The sequence below is a fragment of the Paenibacillus sp. FSL R10-2736 genome, assembly GCF_038000245.1.
Lineage (GTDB): Bacteria > Bacillota > Bacilli > Paenibacillales > Paenibacillaceae > Paenibacillus_AQ > Paenibacillus_AQ phytohabitans.
Genome location: NZ_JBBOBN010000001.1, coordinates 1,170,458 through 1,188,703, shown reverse-complemented (window position 1 = coordinate 1,188,703; position 18,246 = coordinate 1,170,458). Strand labels below are relative to the sequence as shown.

14 protein-coding genes, 1 pseudogene and 1 other annotated feature are annotated in these 18,246 nt (G+C 54.6%); of the genes and pseudogenes, 1 reads left to right on the top strand and 14 read right to left on the bottom strand.

Annotation, left to right across the window (positions count from 1 at the left end):
• Positions 1-186: 186 nt before the first annotated feature.
• Positions 187-472 (bottom strand) — a binding site (T-box leader).
• Positions 473-635: 163 nt separating this feature from the next.
• The 3 genes from NSQ73_RS05165 to NSQ73_RS05155 form a co-directional block, all read right to left on the bottom strand.
• Positions 636-1,346, bottom strand: coding sequence for a stalk domain-containing protein (locus NSQ73_RS05165; protein WP_340985621.1), 711 nt, complete (start codon positions 1,344-1,346; stop codon positions 636-638).
• A 164-nt stretch (positions 1,347-1,510) separates the two neighbouring features.
• Positions 1,511-2,896 carry a LysM peptidoglycan-binding domain-containing protein gene (locus tag NSQ73_RS05160; protein WP_340985620.1) on the bottom strand — a complete coding sequence of 462 codons (1,386 nt, stop codon included), beginning with the start codon at positions 2,894-2,896 and terminating at the stop codon, positions 1,511-1,513.
• Between the two features lie 137 nt (positions 2,897-3,033).
• Entirely contained in the window at positions 3,034-4,455 is a 1,422-nt protein-coding gene (locus NSQ73_RS05155; RefSeq protein WP_340985619.1) for a glycosyltransferase family 4 protein, read from the bottom strand.
• Positions 4,456-4,653: 198 nt separating this feature from the next.
• On the opposite strand from NSQ73_RS05155, the gene NSQ73_RS05150 reads away from it, so the two are divergent.
• On the top strand, positions 4,654-5,895 hold the full coding sequence (locus NSQ73_RS05150; RefSeq protein ID WP_340985618.1) for a GGDEF domain-containing protein: 1,242 nt from the start codon (positions 4,654-4,656) through the stop codon (positions 5,893-5,895).
• Between the two features lie 214 nt (positions 5,896-6,109).
• Here NSQ73_RS05150 and ypfJ read toward each other — a convergent pair whose 3' ends face one another.
• The 11 genes and pseudogenes from ypfJ to ccsA form a co-directional block, all read right to left on the bottom strand.
• Positions 6,110-6,967 carry a KPN_02809 family neutral zinc metallopeptidase gene (ypfJ, locus tag NSQ73_RS05145; protein ID WP_340985616.1) on the bottom strand — a complete coding sequence of 286 codons (858 nt, stop codon included), beginning with the start codon at positions 6,965-6,967 and terminating at the stop codon, positions 6,110-6,112.
• Between the two features lie 171 nt (positions 6,968-7,138).
• Complete coding sequence (locus tag NSQ73_RS05140; protein WP_042139599.1) at positions 7,139-7,693, bottom strand: hypothetical protein; 555 nt, start codon at positions 7,691-7,693, stop codon at positions 7,139-7,141.
• A gap of 194 nt (positions 7,694-7,887) precedes the next feature.
• A complete protein-coding gene (locus NSQ73_RS05135; RefSeq protein WP_340985614.1) occupies positions 7,888-8,325 on the bottom strand; it encodes a hypothetical protein in 438 nt (145 codons plus the stop codon).
• A gap of 864 nt (positions 8,326-9,189) precedes the next feature.
• Positions 9,190-9,903: pseudogene (locus NSQ73_RS34915) on the bottom strand (RluA family pseudouridine synthase); the annotation flags it as partial.
• A gap of 134 nt (positions 9,904-10,037) precedes the next feature.
• A complete protein-coding gene (gene hemL, locus NSQ73_RS05125) occupies positions 10,038-11,339 on the bottom strand; it encodes a glutamate-1-semialdehyde 2,1-aminomutase (RefSeq protein WP_039300562.1) in 1,302 nt (433 codons plus the stop codon).
• A gap of 44 nt (positions 11,340-11,383) precedes the next feature.
• Positions 11,384-12,382, bottom strand: a complete 999-nt coding sequence (gene hemB, locus NSQ73_RS05120) for a porphobilinogen synthase (RefSeq protein ID WP_340942935.1) — start codon at positions 12,380-12,382, stop codon at positions 11,384-11,386.
• A gap of 153 nt (positions 12,383-12,535) precedes the next feature.
• On the bottom strand, positions 12,536-14,083 hold the full coding sequence (gene cobA / locus NSQ73_RS05115; RefSeq protein ID WP_340985612.1) for a uroporphyrinogen-III C-methyltransferase: 1,548 nt from the start codon (positions 14,081-14,083) through the stop codon (positions 12,536-12,538).
• Positions 14,084-14,104: 21 nt separating this feature from the next.
• Positions 14,105-15,112 (bottom strand): hydroxymethylbilane synthase, encoded by a 1,008-nt coding sequence (gene hemC, locus NSQ73_RS05110; RefSeq protein WP_340985611.1) that lies wholly within the window; start codon positions 15,110-15,112, stop codon positions 14,105-14,107.
• A gap of 810 nt (positions 15,113-15,922) precedes the next feature.
• Positions 15,923-16,570: a precorrin-2 dehydrogenase/sirohydrochlorin ferrochelatase family protein gene (locus NSQ73_RS05105; RefSeq protein WP_340985610.1), complete on the bottom strand. Its 648-nt coding sequence runs from the start codon at positions 16,568-16,570 to the stop codon at positions 15,923-15,925.
• 628 nt (positions 16,571-17,198) lie between these two features.
• On the bottom strand, positions 17,199-17,378 hold the full coding sequence (locus NSQ73_RS05100) for a hypothetical protein (RefSeq protein WP_340985609.1): 180 nt from the start codon (positions 17,376-17,378) through the stop codon (positions 17,199-17,201).
• Between the two features lie 42 nt (positions 17,379-17,420).
• Positions 17,421-18,245 (bottom strand): cytochrome c biogenesis protein CcsA, encoded by an 825-nt coding sequence (ccsA, locus tag NSQ73_RS05095; protein WP_340985608.1) that lies wholly within the window; start codon positions 18,243-18,245, stop codon positions 17,421-17,423.
• Position 18,246 lies beyond the last annotated feature (1 nt).

The following is an 18,246-nucleotide window of genomic DNA, read 5'->3' as shown; positions in this document are numbered from 1 at the left end:
CCATTGTGAACCCTCCATTAGAGAAAATGATGAGAAGCTTTTTGTATTCTGTAACGATCTGACAAGTGGAAACGGCTTTGCCGTCCAATTCTAAGGACGGTACCGTTTCAGCGAGAAATATAAGGATGATTAATAGAGTGAAACATATATATATCCTTATATTTAAATACAAAAAGACCCTTCGTCTCAAAGGACGAAAGGCCATTCTTTCGCGGTACCACCTTTGTTTCGCGCTAACAAAAAATAAACCCCTGCCTCGGACCCCTTACAGGTCCGGAAGCTTAGCGCGACACTCATGCAGATAACGGCTGCGTCCGGCCACATCCTAACCTGGTCTCCATAAACATGGAGGCAAGCTCAGAAGGGCGACTCCGGGGCGACTTCGGGGGCTGCATCCTGCGGAAATTCACAGCAACTACAATTCCGCTCTCTGAAGGGCTGACCGCCTACTCTTCCCGTTCCCAGTCTTTATGCTAGTTATTACTTATGTCAATAATACATTCAGTCCTATTCCTAGTCAACCAGCATACACACAAAGGTCAGAGTTTATACCGCCCGGTTCAAAAAACTGTCTAACGGAGTTGTATACACAGGGCTAACAGAGATAAATACACAGAGAGCTGCCCATCTACCGCTTACTTCCCGCTCCAGATCACGTTGACGATATTGTAGCCTCCATAGCTGCCAGTTCCCAGGTAGGCGTCCAGCGTAACAGAAAACGTGCTTCCGGCATCGATAATCGAGAAGGCTTCCGCGGAGATCTCCTCGGATTTGGCGGTGGCGCCTTTGCGCACAAAATACTCTTTGTACGTATTGCCAAGCGTCTCCAGGTCCTGCTTCGTCAGATAGCTGAACGTCGCAGACGGCGTGCCGGTCGCCGAGCCTTCAATCAGATTGAATACTTTGGCATCGGACGGCAGCGGGAAGTCGGACGGCAGGCTCTTCGGACGCTGTACCGGTTCCGCGGCCGGTTCCTGAGAGGATGTGCCAGGAGAAGCGGAGCCGCCGATGACGACCCGGCTGTTTGCGGCGTCATAAGTGACAGAGGTGTTCAGCGCTTCACTGATTGAGCGTACAGGCAGGTACGTTGTGCCATTGTACGTGATCGGGGCGAGCGTTTTACCGTTGCCGTCTTTCATCGTATAGACCTGCCCGTTCACGAGGATCCCGAGCTTGTAATTCAGTGATGCCCGGATCTCCTGCAGGTTGCCCGCGCCATAGACGCCGGCCGAAGCAGTCAGCGCCACGCCCAATGCGATCGCGGCTGCCGTCACTTTTTTCTTCATAAATATCTCATCCTCCCAAGAAGTGGTGTATACCGGCGCACAGCTGGTTGAATCTGCCAAGACATAAGCCGGTAGTGACCATTAACCCTGCCTAAGCGAATATGAACCCGCAACAGGCCGGGCCAAGACATACCCTATGTAAAAAAATAAGGCTGCCCCAAGCAGCCATGTCATGGCTTGTGGGACAGCCCCCGCAACTTCCTGCTCGCATTCCCCGGTCCATCCTAGGGAATATACAAAACCTGGCCTTCTTCTACATTCTGTCCGGAGAGCCGGTTGTACATGGACAGCTCTCTGGTACTGAGCTGATATTTCTCGGCAATCGTATCCAGCGTTTCTTCCCGCTGGACGATGCAGAGCCGCACTTTGCGGAACAGCTCTGTACCGCCAAGGCCGCCGATGAACCGGCTTTTCCATTCGGTATCATTCCCTGCCTCAGGAATAACCGCCGCTTTGGAGGCCACCTCCTCGGAATGGAGAATCTCCTGCTCCTTGCGCGCACGGCTGGAGCTGAGCAGCGAAGAGAAGGTCAATGGCTCCTGCTCGGCAATTGCCGGATCTTTTTTGCTGCCCAGCGCAATCTTGAGATCCTGCTTCTCCTCCTGTGGAGGTAAGAATTCCTCGGACACGAAACTCTCATTGTCTATAGCCTGAACCTCTTCTGGCACTTCTTCATTCTCGGCCAGCACCGCTGCATCATCACTGGCTGCGGAAGTGAATACCGGCTCTGCCTGATTGGTTGCATGAAGACTGGCAGTACCCCAATGATCCACAGTATTCAAGGCGGCTGTCCCCGCCTGTAGCCCAGCCTCCTCCGTACCTGCCTTGAACGAATCATTTACCGCAGCAGGCTCTTCTGTCTTCTCCCGGGAAGGAAGAAAATGACTGGAGACCGGCTCAGCCGCAGATTTGCTGTAGTTCTGCCCGGAATCCGCTGTTCCGGATGGAGAGGTTGCGGGTGAGGAATCCAGGCTATGCGTTCTTACCTTGGGTTCCTTGTCCTTCAACTGAGCGGATACTAAGGCCGAAGGCTGAGTGTATAAAGAGCCTTCCAGGAATAGCGGATTACCCGCGGCTTCCACGGAATCCGCATATTCCTGATCCTCCACCGAAACCTCCGCGACACCTTCCCCGTAGGTCCAGAGCGAATTTTCATATAGCGCATCATTCTCCGGCCCGCGGTTATCCGCTTCAGCCTCAGGGGAGTAGGCTACTGTATATTCCTCCTGCTGCCAGGCCGGCTGGGCATCCGCGTTTCCGATTCCGCGCAGCGAGAGCACCCCTGTTATGTTGACGGTTCGCATCGTAAGCAGGTCAATATCGAAATTCTCGATCTCAACCCCTATGTCTTCAAGTGAACTGACCCGGGTCAGCGGGACTGTGATTTCAACAGGAATCGCATGCTCCAGACGCTGTGTGCGATCATCTTCCCCCCGGTAGAGTCCGGTGAGCAGCAGTTGCCCGTGCAATTCCGCCCGGTCCTCCCGCTGGATTACCTGGATGTCGGGAATCAGCTCGACTTCCTCCAGCTCAGCTATTCCCGGAAGCTCTTCCGAAAGGTGAATGCGTTCATAAATATCAAACCGCAAGCCGTGTGACTGGTCAAACACGGGAAATGTCCTCCTTCTTGGCATAATCTATCCCTGAGACAAGCCCAGAGCATAAGCCCAAAATGTTACTCCACTCATGTATATGCTTCAATCAGGAAGGCATGACAACTTTGCCGCCTACTTCGGCGGACAGGAATTTATTTCGGATCGGTGAGTACCGTAAGAGGGTCAGGAATGGAATAATCCTGCGGGAGCCTTGCCCGCATGCTCGCCGCAAGCGGAATGCCGGGATACATCGCATTCAGCACATCGGCTGGATGGAAGGCTCCGGGAACGGGTCCTGCCGCCGGCTCTGCTCCCAAGGGCGAACGGACTGCCGGGCTTTGTACGCTCTCCAGCATACTTATGGCTTTACGGTATACATTCAGCGTTCCGGCCGCCATGACATCCAGTGAACGGCTGCGCTGTGCCCATTCCCTTGCCTGGAAGCCGGTACGTACTCTCAGCTCCTCATTATCCAGCAGCTGTTCCAGCAGCCGGGCAAGCCGGGCGGCATCACCGGGCGGAACGATCCAGCCGGTCTCCCCGTGGCGGACCATTTCCGGCATACCTGAAGTGCCGGCAACAATCGGGGCAATGCCGGCAAGCTGAGCCTCGGTGACCGAGAACGGCTGAGTATCCTGCAGGGAAGGCTGTACATAAATATCAGCCTCACTTAGTGCTGCCGGAATATTATCCAGCTTCCCGGCAAAGCGGATATGCTCCAGAATCCCAAGCTGGCGCGCCTGTTCCCTGAGCTCTTCCAGTAGGCTGCCTATGCCGGCCACTACACAGGTCCAGTCTGTACGGTGCTTCTGCAGCATTCCCAGAGCCTCGATCAGCACATGCACACCTTTGATATATTCGAGGCGTCCGGCATACATGATTACTTTGGTTCCGCCTCCGATCTTAAGCGGCGAAGGCTTCGCTGCCCTGGCCGCATACTGCTCCAGATTCACTCCATACGGCAAAGTATGAATCCGTTCTCTGCTTACACCGAGCTCCTGGGTCAGCTGACCAATCCAGTTCGAAGAGACCATAATCAAGTCAGCCGACCGGGCCGCGAGCACCTCCATCCGCCGGAAATACCGCCAGATCGGCCGGCGCTCATATTCCTCGCGGGTAAGTCCAGGCTCAAGCCCTTTGTATTCATAATACGCTTCCCGGGACAATGCCCCGTGCACACTGGAGACGAGAGGAACCGGACGGCGCATAATCCGCCGCAGCGCGTAGGAGGCAATGGGGTCCTGGGCATGAATGACATCGTAATTCTCCAGCCCCAGAACCGCCGCCCCACCCTCAAATACATAACGCCCCAGCTCAAAGCTGAATATGCCATGCTCCAGATGCAGATGCGGGAATAAGGTAATATCGAGGTGCGGGAGCAGCAGGGTATAGAAAGCCTTTTTATCAAAAGAAGCATTCTGCCCCAGCAAATACAAGGTGTTGTTCTCCACATGGCTTCCCATGAGTGTAACGGAGTGTCCCTGTTCGCTCAGCTTATCGGCAAGCTGTCTCATATACGTCCAGATCCCGCCCATATTGGTAAGGCCCCAGTAGGTAACCAGCAATATTTTCATAACTTCCTCTCCCCGGCTTAATAGATTCACTTGTGCACGAGAGCAGACGGCTCCACATTAACAAAGTATTATATGACCGCTGCCGGATATAGGACATGGGTGTATGGTTCAATCTATAAAAATCCCAAAATAACTTTATAATCAAAAAACGTCTTTTCGGTTATAATCGGTATAAATCCTGAAAGGAAAACTTCTGTCATGTCTAAAGCACGGGTATTTGACCTTTCCCTGTTTGCCGCTTCCGTTGCTATAGCTTTCATTCCCAAACATGCTATAGTCCTGGACGATACATATATCAAGGCGCTGGTGCTCTATACGCTCTTCTCCAGCTTCTACTTTCAACTGCGCATCGTGACCCGGAGCGGGAATTCTACGATCGATTATGCTATCAGCTATACCTCTTCGTTCGGAATTTTCGCCGGACCGCTGGGCACCTTTCTGTTCGAAACCATATACCGCTTCGTTGTATTTTTCTATAAAAAGAAGACAAAAACTGCCGATCCCGGCGAATTTCTCGATACCTTCTACAACATCGGGTCCTTCACACTCGGCGGATCGGCCGCGTATTATCTGTACACTGTGCTTCACCCTTTTGCGGAGAGATTTCCGCTCGGATACTGGCTCCTGTTTCTCCTGGTCGTCTGTGTCACCACATTGCTGTCCTCCACTTTCCTGATCATAACCTTCGCGCTCTCTGGAGACATCAAGACACGCAAGGAAGCCCGTCACCTGCTGTTCCGGAGCCGTAACCTGCTTGATTTCAGCAAGGTAGCCCTGACCAATGCGCTGCTCCTGCGCCTGCTGCAAATGGAGAAATGGGAAATGCTGATTGCCCTCTTCCTGCTCAATTACATCGTCAGCCTCTCCTTCTATTCCAAATCGCAAAGCGCCCAGCACAAATATGAACGCGACAAGTTCGAGCAGATGGCTTACCGCGACTTCCTGACAGGAACCTATAACCGGGCCCACATGGACAAGATGATGAAGGAGCTGAACCAGAGCGGGGAATATATCGGAATTGTAGTGGCGGATATCGACCGTTTCAAAAAAATCAACGATTCCTTCAACCACGCCGTCGGTGACCGTGTCATTATTGATTTTGCCGATACACTGAAGCAATTCCTGCAGGAGGAAGACATCCTGTTCCGCAGCGGCGGGGAAGAGTTCACCGTGTTTCTCAGGAACAGAACCTTTGAGGAGTGCCAGTCACAGATTCAGGCAATCCTGGACAGCCTTAACGGACACAGCGTAACCGCAGAATTCGAGGACCAGATGATCCGCGTGCCGTATTCCGCCTCTTTCGGACTGTACTATTACAAGGCAGACCCCGGCCAGAAGACTTCTATGGAAAAAGGGTATGTCTACGCCGACCAGCTTCTGCTTGAATCCAAAAAACTCGGCCGCAACCGGCTCTCATACCGCAATGACCTTCGTCCGTAGCCGGACTTTAGAACGGTGAAGAGCAGGTACGGGAGCGCTGTGCATTGCAACAAATGAACAAAAACGCAAAGCAGCGATCCTCCAATGACAAGAGAATCGCTGCTTTATTGACATTTAAAGCTTTGGAGAAGACAGAGGGCCTGTCTTCTCCAGTATAAACCAGCATTGGGACGGATACGCTTGCCTCTACCGTTCAGTATCTACAGCTTAGCCTCTACAGCTCAGTGGCATTAAAGGTATCTCCGCCTTCAATGGTGCCGGAGTTGAACCCTTTGTAGAACCAGCGTTTGCGCTGCTCGGAGGTGCCGTGAGTGAAGCTGTCGGGCACCACATAGCCTTGTGCCCGCTTCTGGATCGTGTCGTCCCCCACTGCACTCGCCGCGGTTAAGGCTTCCTCCAGATCCCCTTCCTCCAGCAGGTTCATTCCTTGGGCATGCTTCGCCCATACCCCGGCATAATAATCGGCCTGCAGCTCAAAGCGGACCTGATATTTGTTGAATTCGGTCTCGCTCAGGCTCTGGCGCAGCGAATTCAGCTGCTCGGAAGCACCCAGTAGTGTCTGCACATGGTGACCCACCTCATGGGCAATTACATAAGCCATGGCGAAATCGCCCGGCGCATTGAATTGCTCCTGCAGCTCGTCGTAGAAGCTGAGATCGATATACAGCTTGGCGTCCCCGGGGCAATAGAACGGCCCGACTGCCGAACTGGCGGTTCCGCAGGCAGAGTCCACGCTGCCGCTATAGAGCACAAGCGTAGGGTCCTGGTACGTCTTCCCCTGCTCCTGGAAGACTTCGGACCAGACATCTTCGGTATCTGCCAGTACTACGGAGACAAATTCCGACAACTCCTTCTCCTGTGCGGTCTGCTCGTAAGGAACATTAGAGCTGGTACTGGAGCCTGTGGAAGTCAGATTGCCCATAATATCACCGATATTCCCGCCGCTCAGCAGCGTAACAATCACCACAATAATGATCCCGCTAATTCCGCCGCCAATCAGCTTGCCGCCTCCGCCTCTGCTTCCTCTGCGGTCTTCTACATTCGAACTGCCTCTTCTGCCCTGCCATTTCATGGCCCAACCCCCAGTTATGAATTCCGGTTTACAGGATGTATTTCATCTTAATACTGTTATACCCATAAACACAGGGGTCCCACTCGCCTCTCCCTGTAAAGCGGACATAAAAAAGACTCCCGCACAGCCGCAGCCGTGAAGGAGTCCCGTTAGTAAATATTAAAAGAGCAATTATTTGGCAGCTTTAGCAGCGTCCAAAATTGCTTTCAGATAGTTAGAGGTATCCACCAGAGTAGCACCGCTTACAGCATCAACTACTTGCTCTGCGGACTTCTTGCTAAGCGTCATTTCAAGGGATTTGATTGTTTTGCCTGTAGCGAATTTCTCAACAGCAGCAATGTTCTTGTCATAAGAAACTGTGGAGCCTGCTGCTTCAGCCATATGCTCGCTGTAGTATTTAGCGTTAGCTTTCTTGGAAGCCAGAACTACGTTAGGGTCTTTGTAGCCGTTCAGGCCAAATTCTTTGTCGGAGTTAGGAACGCCAGTTGCTACATCTGTACCCAGGAATTGATAATCATCCAGCGAAGCTGCAACGATTACACCGTTCTGTACTACAGCAACAGCTACTGTGAAGCATTTGGTACCATGGGCAGCCGCTTCCACCCGGCCTACCTTAAGTGGTGCGCTCGCTGCAGATGTTACACTGTTCAGGGCGCCGCTGTTGCCTACCCCTACAAGTGCCAACGAGATACCAGCTACGAGCATTAGTTTTGTTACTTTTTTCACAAAGATTCCCCCAGTTAATGTTATGAGATACGCTTACATACTATATTTATCAATATATTGGATATCCGTCTGTTACAAATGTTACTAGTAAACTGCAAATAATTGGGATATGTATTTTTAACAGGGAAATGAAGGGATAACTGGAGGTGAAACGCGCTAAAAAGCAGATCGCCCCCATAAAACCAGCAACAATATCAGCTGCAATTCTCTTTCACAGTCACTTTATTATTCGTTATCGTGACCTTGGAATATCCGGATAAAGATTCGGTGTAGGAGCATATTCCAACCGTTTGAGCTACCTCCGGCGCCCTTGGATCTGTATATTTCAGATAAATGCCCCCCTCGCCGCTTAAGCTAAGCCGGGGTCTGATTTTGATTGTTTTTCCGCTGCTGAGCGTTTTCCCGAGTTCATCTGTGGAGGCACCGGCAGCTGCGTTCGTAACCACACCAGTCTCAAGGATGCTCAGATCAAAGTCGGACTCATTGTATACTGTCACCTTGAAGCTCTGGAACTGGGCAGCCATACTCAAAATGCCGTATTTGCTGTTCAACTGTGCGGCCAGTATCAGTCCGGTGGCAATAACCGCTGCACCCAGTGCTGTTGCCAGGATTACTCTGCGATTGCGTCTCATAGACTCATCTCCTTTACAGTAAGACGAACAGCAACGCGGAAATGTATCAGCGGGACCCTGCGCTCGCCGGAATATTTACTGCCGGATAGGCTTGGGTAACAGAACAGCAAGGGCCGGAAAAGAAATAGCGGCATTGGCCTTGTTCAGCCAATCTCTGTCACTTCCTATTAAATTGTTCTGCAGATAGCAAAAAAGCAGCGCCCCTCCTATGGGAGAATCGCTGCTTTGCTTAATTTACTTAGCTTCGCGGATGACGATCAGCTGCTATATGAAATTCCATTTCAAATGGAAACTTGGTGATAGTTGTATTCTGTACAATTAAAAATAGCGAAAAGATGTGCTTGCATCGTATAACTGTATTCTGTACAACTAAATCCGCCCGAATCGGTGAAAACCTTCTATAACCGGCAGTTTAATTGCACGAAATACAACTAAACGGATAACCGGTTGTAAAACTGACGATTTAGTTGTACAAAGTGCAATTAAGCATGCCGCATACTCCTAAGCGCTATACTAGTTCAGCGGCTCCCCGCCTAATTGCACGCGAAGCTTCCGCATATCCTCCGGCCATGGATCGGATACTTCAACCCTGCTTCGGGTCCAGGGGTGGGCAAAAATAAGCTTCTCGCCATGCAGCGCCTGCCGGTCTGCACCTGCCGGCTTCGCCTTGGCCTTAAGCTTAACCTCCGGCCGGCCCGGACCAGCCAGCTTGCCCGGCTCCTGAAGTCCCGGTGTAATGCCCGCCTTCTCCTGCTCTTCGAACCAGGCTGTAATCGCCGACTTCACCTTACCCGGCTCCGTACGCAGCGGCAGCTTGTCGTTCTTGCTGCCGCCCGCACGGACACTGGCTGTATGCCAGCCGGGTCCGCCGTAGAGGTCATCCCCGTACAGCGGATGACCCGCATGACTGAGGTGGACACGGATCTGGTGCGTGCGCCCCGTCTCCAGCTGCACCTTCAGCACAGTTCCGCCAGGCAGCGCTTCCCGCCCTATGATTCGCGTGACCGCCGCCTGTCCTCCCGGCGAGACCCGCCGGCGCGCCGCATGATGGCGGTCACGGCCGATCGGGGCATCAATCACGGTAAGCTCAGGCGGCACATTGCCTTCCACAACCGCCGCGTAGAGGCGGGATACGGTTTTGTCGCGCATATCCTCGTCCAGCACAAGCTGGGCGTATTCGTTCTTCGCATAGAGCACAGGTCCTGTTGTATCCTTATCCAGCCGGTGAATATGGCGGACGGCTACTCCTCCGCCGGAAGCGGCATAATGCGCTGCGACGATATGATCCAGCGTTACGCCTGCTCCGCTGCCATCCGGATGAACCGCCATGCCGGCCGGTTTATGGACCACGAGGCAGAAGTCATCCTCGTACAGTACTTCAAGCTCCTGCCATACCGGCTCAATACCTGCTTCCCGGTAAGGGAACAGGGATAGCATCAGCCGGTCGCCCTTCCACTGGATGCCGCCTTCGCGGCGCAGCCGCGCGTGCAGCTTCTCCGGCATCCCGGCCGCGCCGAGCAGCCAGACCTCAATGGCTGCCTGCCTGTCGGCCGCAGCCGTAATCACCCGGCCCGGCATGACTTGAAGCCACTCTCCGCGCCGGGTCCATTTGCCGCCGCCGGTGATGTTCCTGATGGCCGCGCCAGTATTCCCTGCTTCTGCATCCGCTCCACTAGGGATACTTGTGCCGGACAACTCCTCCGGCCCGCCTGTCATAGCGACTTCAGGGCATTATAATGGCCCTCAATCGTATCATCAATATCCTGCTCGCTGTGCACAGCGGATACGAACATGCCTTCAAACTGGGACGGGGGAACGCTGATGCCCTGATCAAGCATTTTGCCGAAATAACGCTTAAACAGATCCAGGTTGCTGGTCTTGGCCGTCTCGAAGTTGACAACCGGTCCTTCAGTGAAGAACGGGCAGACCATAGAGCCCACACGGTTAATCGTGAGAGGGATGCCAGTTTCCTGCGCGTTACGCTTAAGGCCCGCTTCCAGACGTGCACCCAGCACCTCCAGACGGGTATACACTTCAGGTGTCAGCAGCTTCAGCGTGCTGTAGCCCGCCGCCATGGCCAGCGGATTCCCGCTGAGCGTGCCTGCCTGATAGATCGGGCCAGAGGGAGCGATCTGCTCCATAATCTCTCTTTTGCCGCCATAAGCACCTACCGGGAGACCCCCGCCGATAACCTTGCCGAAGCAGGTCAGATCAGGGTCCAAACCGTACAGCCCTTGCGCACAGCCGCGGTCCACCCGGAAGCCGGTCATAACTTCATCAAAAATCAATAGCGCGCCATACCCCGTCGTCACCTTGCGCAGACCCTCCAGGAAGCCCGGAAGCGGAGGCACTACGCCCATATTCCCGGCAATCGGCTCAACAATCACAGCGGCAATCTCATTGCCGTAACGTTCGAACGCGATTTTGACCCCTTCCAGGTCATTGTAAGGTACTGTTATGGTGTTGATGGCTACACCTTCCGGCACACCGGGGCTATCCGGCAATCCCAATGTGGCAACCCCGGAACCGGCTTTGATCAGCAGGCTGTCGGCGTGGCCGTGGTAGGAGCCTTCGAACTTGAGGATTTTGCTGCGTCCGGTATAGCCGCGGGCCAGCCGAATGGCGCTCATCGTAGCTTCCGTTCCCGAGTTCACCATGCGCACAATGTCCACCGATGCTACACGTTCCACCACGGTCTTGGCCATTTCGGTCTCCAGCAGTGTCGGTGCGCCGAAGCTTGTCCCTTTAACCGCAGTCTCCTGCAGCGCCTTCACCACTTCCGGATGGGCATGGCCCATAATCAGCGGTCCCCACGAGCAGACGTAGTCGATGAAGCTGTTGCCGTCGATATCGTAGATACGTGAGCCTTCGCCTCTGTCTACATAAACCGGGGTCAATCCTACGGATTTGAACGCCCGGACCGGGCTGTTGACCCCTCCCGGAATATACTGTTTCGCTTCTTCAAAAGCTGTGCGGGAAGCCTCTTCCCTGCGTGTAAGCGGCACATTGCCCATGCTTCTTCACTCCTGCTCTGCTGAATTATTCAGCTGAATATAGTCTAGCCGCGCAGCCAGCGGGCTGCATCCTTGGCGAAATACGTAATAATGATATCTGCTCCGGCGCGCTTCATGCCGGTCAGCATTTCCAGGACCACCGCCTGCTCGTCAATCCAGCCTTGCTGTGCAGCCGCTTTTACCATTGAATATTCACCGCTCACGTTGTAAGCCACCAGCGGCAGATCGAACTGGTCGCGGATCGTCCGGATGACATCCAGATAAGCCAGCGCGGGCTTAACCATCAGCATGTCAGCGCCTTCCAGCACGTCTGAATCAGCTTCACGGATCGCTTCCCGCAGATTGGCCGGGTCCATCTGGTACGTCTTGCGGTTACCGAATTGCGGTGCAGAATCTGCTGCTTCACGGAAGGGGCCGTAGAAGGCGGATGCGTATTTTACCGAATAGGACATAATCGGCACATGCTCAAAACCATTCTCGTCAAGGCCGCTGCGGATCGCCTGCACGAACCCGTCCATCATATTGGAAGGCGCGATAATATCCGCACCGGCCCGGGCCTGGGATACCGCCGTGCGGGTCAGCAGCTCCAGCGAAGCATCGTTAAGCACATCGCCATGTACTACGCCGTCAACTGTATGGGTATGTACCATACCGCAGTGGCCGTGGTCGGTGAATTCACACAGACAGGTGTCGGCGACAACCAGCAGCTCGGGATACCACTGCTTAATCAGCCGGGTAGCCTCCTGCACAATGCCGTCCTCAGCGAAACCGGAGGAGCCGATGGCGTCCTTCGTTTCGGGAATGCCGAACAGTAATACGGCCGGAATTCCCAGGGAGGCAATCTCATCCACTTCCGCCTTCAGGGTATCCAGCGAGAAGTGATACACGCCGGGCATGGAGCCAATCTCATTCTTCACACCGGTACCGTAGGTTACAAATATCGGCTGGATAAAGTCCAGCACGTTCAGGACAGTCTCCCGCACCATTCCGCGGATTCCGGCTGTACCGCGCAAGCGGCGGTGTCTAGTTATTGGAAAGCTCATTGCTGTTTCCTCCTGTACAGTAAGTATTTAAACACATCTATCTGTCTCAAGCCTTATTCGAATATGAAATCACAAAATGTAAAGTTGAAATGCATTGTTCAAAATTGCAGGGCCCAGATTGCATTAGAGGAATAGCGGAAACCAAGCCGCAGGTTATCTGAGCCTCGTTGTTTCATTCCAGCGGCAGAGCTCCTGCACCAGCCCTTCGATCGTCGCTTCGTCCGGGAGCAAGCCCGGAGTCAACCCGGCCTCCACAGCAGTCTGTTCGGTTACCGGACCTATGCAGGCGATTTTGACCCCCGCCAGCAGCGTCAGCGGATCTTCCAGGCCCATCCGTTTCAGGATAGAGATGAAGTTGCGCACCGTGGAAGAGCTGGTGAAGGTGACCGCATGAATCCGTTTCTCTTCGAGCAGCTTCACCAGTTCAATATCATCTTCACCAGTAACCACAGTCTCATACGTATCCACTTCAGTCACTTCCAGCTCCAGCTCCTTCAGCTTGCCGGGCAGCCACTCGCGCGCCAGATCGCCGCGCGGCAGCAGCACCTTCTGCCCCGGCTGCAGCTGATCGCCGAAGGCTTCAATCAGCCCTTCTGCCTGGAACCGTCCAGGCAGCTCTTCGGCAATCAGCCCGCGCCCGGCAAGCGCCGCAGCCGTGCCGGGTCCCACCGCGCATATCCGCGCGCGGTGCAGACCGCGCAGATCCGTCTTCAACTGCGCCAGATGGCGCATGAAGAAGTCCACGCCGTTCGGACTGGTGAAGAACACCCAGTCGTACTCTGGAAGCCGGCCAAGCGCTGAAGCAATCTCTGCCTGCTTGTCCGCATCACGCTGCATAACCGTCTCAATGACAGGGAACTCATACGGCTCCCCGCCAAGCTCCTCGATCCGGTCTACCAGCTCGCTGGCCTGGCTGCGGGCCCGCGTCACCACAATCCGCTTGCCGAACAGCGGCATCGCCTCAACCCACATGAGGTGCTCCCGCTGGAGCACTACATCGCCGACAACGATAACGGCCGGCGGCTGGAAATCCGCCGCCTTGACCTTCGCTTCAATGTCGGCAAGCGTGCCGGTTAGTGTCTCCTGATCGGCACGTGTCCCCCAGCGCACCAGCGCCACCGGCGTTTCCGGCGGACGCCCGTGCTTCATCAGCTGGGCGCTGATATATCCGATTTTGGCGACGCCCATCAGGAACACCAGGGTTCCCGTGGCATTCGTCACCTTATCCCAATGAATGGAATGATCCAGCTTATCCGGACTCTCATGTCCGGTAATGATCGACAGGGAAGACGCAGCCTCCCGGTGGGTTACCGGAATACCGGCGTACGCCGGGACGCTGATAGCCGAGGTAATACCCGGCACAATCTCGTAGTAGATGCCATGCCGCCGCAGCAGCTCCGCTTCTTCACCCACCCGGCCAAAAATCACCGGGTCTCCGCCCTTCAGACGCACTACCGTTTTGCCCTCCAGAGCGAGATCGACAAGCAGCTGATTAATGTCCTCCTGCTTCATCGTATGGCGGTCCGGCAGCTTGCCTACGTATATTTTCTCCCCGCCCGGCTTCATCCACTTCAACAGCCTTGGACTCGCCAGCCGGTCGTAGACCAGCACATCTGCCTTCTGGATACACTCCAGACCTTTAACCGTAATCAGCTTGGCATCCCCCGGACCTGCACCTACAAGATAAACCTTCCCCGCCATCTCCGTCATCCCCTTATCACCTTATCCCTGAGTATCCTGTCCCTTTACATCCGCCAAAATCTTCTCTGCGCCCCTGGCAATCAGCTTGCGGGCAACCTCCGCACCGAGCTGCACCGGATCTTCTCCCGTGCAGGTTTCTTTAAGGATTACCGATCCGTCCGGTGTTCCCACCATTCCGGTTAAAGTGATTAACAGGCCGCCTTCTCCAGAAGTCCCGCCGGAATGAATAGTCCCGGTTGTTCCCGTTGTCCCGGCCTCCTCCGTGTCCAGCACAGCGTAGGCGCCGATCGGCACCTGACAGCCGCCATTCAGGGCGCCGAGGAATGTGCGCTCCGCCGTCACCGTAAGAGCGGTGCGCTCATCATTGTAAAGCGCGAGCAGCTTGCGCAGCTCATCATCGTCTTCACGGCATTCGATGCCGAGAGCTCCCTGGCCCACAGCGGGCAGGCAGATTTCCGGCGGCAGATAAGCCGTTACCCGGTCCTGCCAGCCCATCCGCGACAAGCCTGCCGCTGCCAGCAGAATCGCGTCGTATTCGCCGCTCTCCAGCTTCTTCAGCCGCGAGTCAATATTGCCGCGTACCGGCTCAATTACCAGATCCGGCCGGAGCGCGGCCAGCTGGCTGGAGCGCCGCAGGCTGCTTGTGCCTACGCGCGAGCCCTGCGGCAGATCCTCAAGGCCTGCTCCGCTGCTTGAGATCAGGCAGTCCCGCGGATCTACCCGCTCCGGCACTGCACCATTAATCAAGCCTTCCGGTAATTCGGAAGGCATATCCTTCATACTATGTACTGCCATATCGATTTCTTTGGCCAGCATGGCCTGCTCAATTTCCTTCACAAAAAGACCCTTACCGCCCACCTTGGACAGTGTGACATCAAGAATCCGGTCGCCTTTGGTAACAATCTTATGCACCTCAAAGGTAAAATCAAAGCCATGCTCCCCGCTAAGCCGCTCCAGATCGGCAATCACATGCCCTGTCTGTGTCAGCGCCAGCGCACTCTGTCTGCTGCCCACAATAATCTTCCGCATGAACCATTCCCCCTGTTCAAGTTACCTGCACCCGCCCTGTTTCCTGCTCAATACCCTCATTTGCTCATCCACACTGCTATTGCTGGAATTAAGGGCCTTTTGCCCTTCATTTGCTCATTCGCGCCAATTTTACTGGATTCAAGGGCACTTTTACCCTTCATTTGCTCATTCTGGGCCACTATTGCTGGAATTAAGGGGATTTATACCACTAATTTGTTCATTTCGGGCGATTTCGCCCGAATTAGAGGGATTTTTCCCTCTAATTTGCTCATTTCGGCGGATTTAGCCCAAATCAAAGGGATTTATCCCTCTAATTTACCGCACAACAGTCAGCTTTGGTCATTCCAGCCACATACCCGCGAATCCGCCCACTTCAACGTCATAAACACATCCACTTATTCTACTTATTCGTCTATTTCTCTGATCATTCGGCCGTTCAGCCGTTGGTCCATTCAATCGTCTATTCAAATATGCAGGCCGTCAAGCATTAACCCGCCAATTCGTTTGGAACAGATTCATCTGCACGATTCAATCGGCAACTTGAGTCAACTTCTGCCGCAGCTTATGTCTTTGCAGACTCAGTTTCGAAGCAGTCTCAATGATTGATGAATTAGTTTTGAAGCAGCCAGAGCAGATGCAAACTTACTCCGCAATCGCAGCAGTTGTACTTGATGCTTGCTCCATCCGCTTGTTCGATCTACGTGATGACCTGCTGCACCCGATCAATCGATCTACGCCTCCCGATGACCTGCTCCACCCACTCATTCGATCTAAGCCTCCCGATGGGCCGACTCCACCCGATCATTCCGCCTACTCCTCACGGTTACACGCAATCCAGGATTCGATAACCTCTGATGTCCATGGTATAAAGGTGCCCTGTCTCATCTCATTCAACACATCCAGCTTCCCCAGCTTCCGCAGCAGCCGTGCGCGAACCTCAGGTGATGGCTCCAGCCGCTTGATTTCGGTGCGCAGCTCATACAGGAAATCCAGATAAGGCTCGTATTCCTCGCCTAGCAGCCCGGCGATCTGCGCCGTGATCTGCGCAGCAGCGGACGGTCCCGCCCCGGAGGTCGAGACCGCAACCGTCAACCGCCCCCGCCGGAGGATACCGGGCGTGATGAAGCTGCCCGCCTCGGCGTGGCTGGCCACATTGACCGGCAGGCCCAGCATCCGGGCCTCCCCGGCCACCGCTTCATTCACCGCCCTGTCGCTGCTGGCGGCATAGACCAAGACAGCTCCCTGGAGATCTCCGGGAGCATAGGGGCGGCTGACCCATTTCAGCCGCCCCTCCGCAGCCGCTGCGGACAACGTCCCGCTAAGCGCAGGACTGACAATCACCAGTTCCGCTCCTGCCTCCAGCAGCGGAGCCGCTTTACGTTCAGCCACAGCTCCGCCGCCGATCATTACCACCAGTCTGCCCTGAACATCCAGCATAATGGGCAAATATTTGCTCATCCCACCTCACTCCAGCATCCAAAGATCAACTATACTCCACACCACCAAAATTCAACTTACTCAACTAAGAAATCCGTCCCCGGTTGCCACTACCGCAAGACAGCAGTCCTTCGCACTAAAATAGCCTTCTCATTAGCCGCCCATGAACTTCAGTTTAATCACTCGCTCCATAAGTCACCATAATACTTCAGTTCAATCACTTGCCCTATAAGTCACCATAACACTTCAGTTCAATCACTCGCCCCATAAGCTGTCGCTCCATCGCCGCCGCAACATGCCCGTATAACTTCCCGTTTCTTGCCTGTACATTCCAGCATACCCCCTTGCTTCTCATCCACCTGTGCTCTCGAGCACAATTCAGGCCGCCTCCGCACTTCAGCACACTAGCTGCCACCGCACTTCATCGCACTAGCCGCCTCCGCACTTCATCACACTAGCTGCCTCCGCACTTCATCACACTAGCCGCCTCCGCACTTCAGCACGCCTGCTGCCTCCGCACTTCATCGCACTAGCCGCCTCCGCACTTCATCACACTAGCCGCCTCCGCACTTCATCGCACTAGCCGCCTCCGCACTTCATCACACTAGCTGCCTCCGCACTTCATCACACTAGCCGCCTCCGCACTTCATCACGCCTGCTGCCTCTGCACTTCAGCACACCAGCCGCGCCTCTGCATTTCAGCACACCAGCCGCCTCCGCACTTCAGCACCAGCCGCCTCCGCACTTCAACACACCAGCCGCGCCTCTGCACTTCAGCACACCAGCCGTCTCCGCACTTCAGCACCCAGCCGCCTCTGCATTTCAGCACACTAGCCGCCTCCGCACTTCAGCACCCGGCTCACCAGCTTCACTACCCGCCCCAGCCATGGAACTCAGACCATGAATTCAGCAGGAAATTAAGGATGATAAAGCCATAGCCAGTAATGGCCCAGCGTGCCATCGCCGTACCGCTTCTGCGGCCGGAAACCTTCAATACTATATAGAGTATGTAGACTCCGAGGCCGATAAGCGTAGTTAGCACCTTCAGATCCTGGAACAGCGGCGTCCGCCCTTCCGCAATAATCGATAAGCCTGCCAGAATCAGCGAGGCCAGCAGCAGCGGCACACCGGCAAGGATAGCAGTATACGAATATTTGTCCATTGTCTCCAGGCTTGGGAGCCTGCGGACACGGTCATCCCACTTCTTATTCTTAAGCTTGGTATGCAAAAACAAATACATTATCGCAAATACGGTCCCCAGTGTCAGTGCGGCAAAGCTCAAATTGGCCAAAATCACATGCATCGCCAGCCAGCCGTGCACCGCACTCCAGCTTTGCAAGGTATGATCCTCTGCGGTCAGCCATACCCGGTTCAGCAGAAACACGCTGAACCCTGCCATGCTGAGCAGCAGAATCGTAAACTCGCCGCCCCGCGTGTACGCAATGGCAAGTGAGATCACCACCATACTGAAGGAGAACCAGAACAGGAAGTCATACGGTGTGAAGATCGGCAGACCGCCCTCCTGGGAGAAGCGGATCGCCAGCCCCGCGAGCTGCAGCAGGCCCACAACAGCAAGAAGCCCTGTGCCCAGCCGCTTTCCGCCCGGATTGCGCCGAAGGCAATCCGAGAAAACAAACAGCAGGCTCAGGGCATATAGCAGCAGAGCGGCATCATATATTCCGTTCAGCAGTTGCATG

What these genes read in the sequence shown, in the direction of transcription:
- NSQ73_RS05155 (WP_340985619.1), bottom strand. Translation starts at nt 4,455, where the DNA reads ATGAAAATATTGCTGGTTACCTACTGGGGCCTTACCAATATGGGCGGG.
- NSQ73_RS05150 (WP_340985618.1), top strand. Translation starts at nt 4,654, where the DNA reads ATGTCTAAAGCACGGGTATTTGACCTTTCCCTGTTTGCCGCTTCCGTT.
- ypfJ (WP_340985616.1), bottom strand. Translation starts at nt 6,967, where the DNA reads ATGAAATGGCAGGGCAGAAGAGGCAGTTCGAATGTAGAAGACCGCAGA.
- NSQ73_RS05135 (WP_340985614.1), bottom strand. Translation starts at nt 8,325, where the DNA reads ATGAGACGCAATCGCAGAGTAATCCTGGCAACAGCACTGGGTGCAGCG.
- hemL (WP_039300562.1), bottom strand. Translation starts at nt 11,339, where the DNA reads ATGGGCAATGTGCCGCTTACACGCAGGGAAGAGGCTTCCCGCACAGCT.
- hemB (WP_340942935.1), bottom strand. Translation starts at nt 12,382, where the DNA reads ATGAGCTTTCCAATAACTAGACACCGCCGCTTGCGCGGTACAGCCGGA.
- cobA (WP_340985612.1), bottom strand. Translation starts at nt 14,083, where the DNA reads ATGGCGGGGAAGGTTTATCTTGTAGGTGCAGGTCCGGGGGATGCCAAG.
- hemC (WP_340985611.1), bottom strand. Translation starts at nt 15,112, where the DNA reads ATGCGGAAGATTATTGTGGGCAGCAGACAGAGTGCGCTGGCGCTGACA.
- NSQ73_RS05105 (WP_340985610.1), bottom strand. Translation starts at nt 16,570, where the DNA reads ATGAGCAAATATTTGCCCATTATGCTGGATGTTCAGGGCAGACTGGTG.
- ccsA (WP_340985608.1), bottom strand. Translation starts at nt 18,245, where the DNA reads ATGCAACTGCTGAACGGAATATATGATGCCGCTCTGCTGCTATATGCC.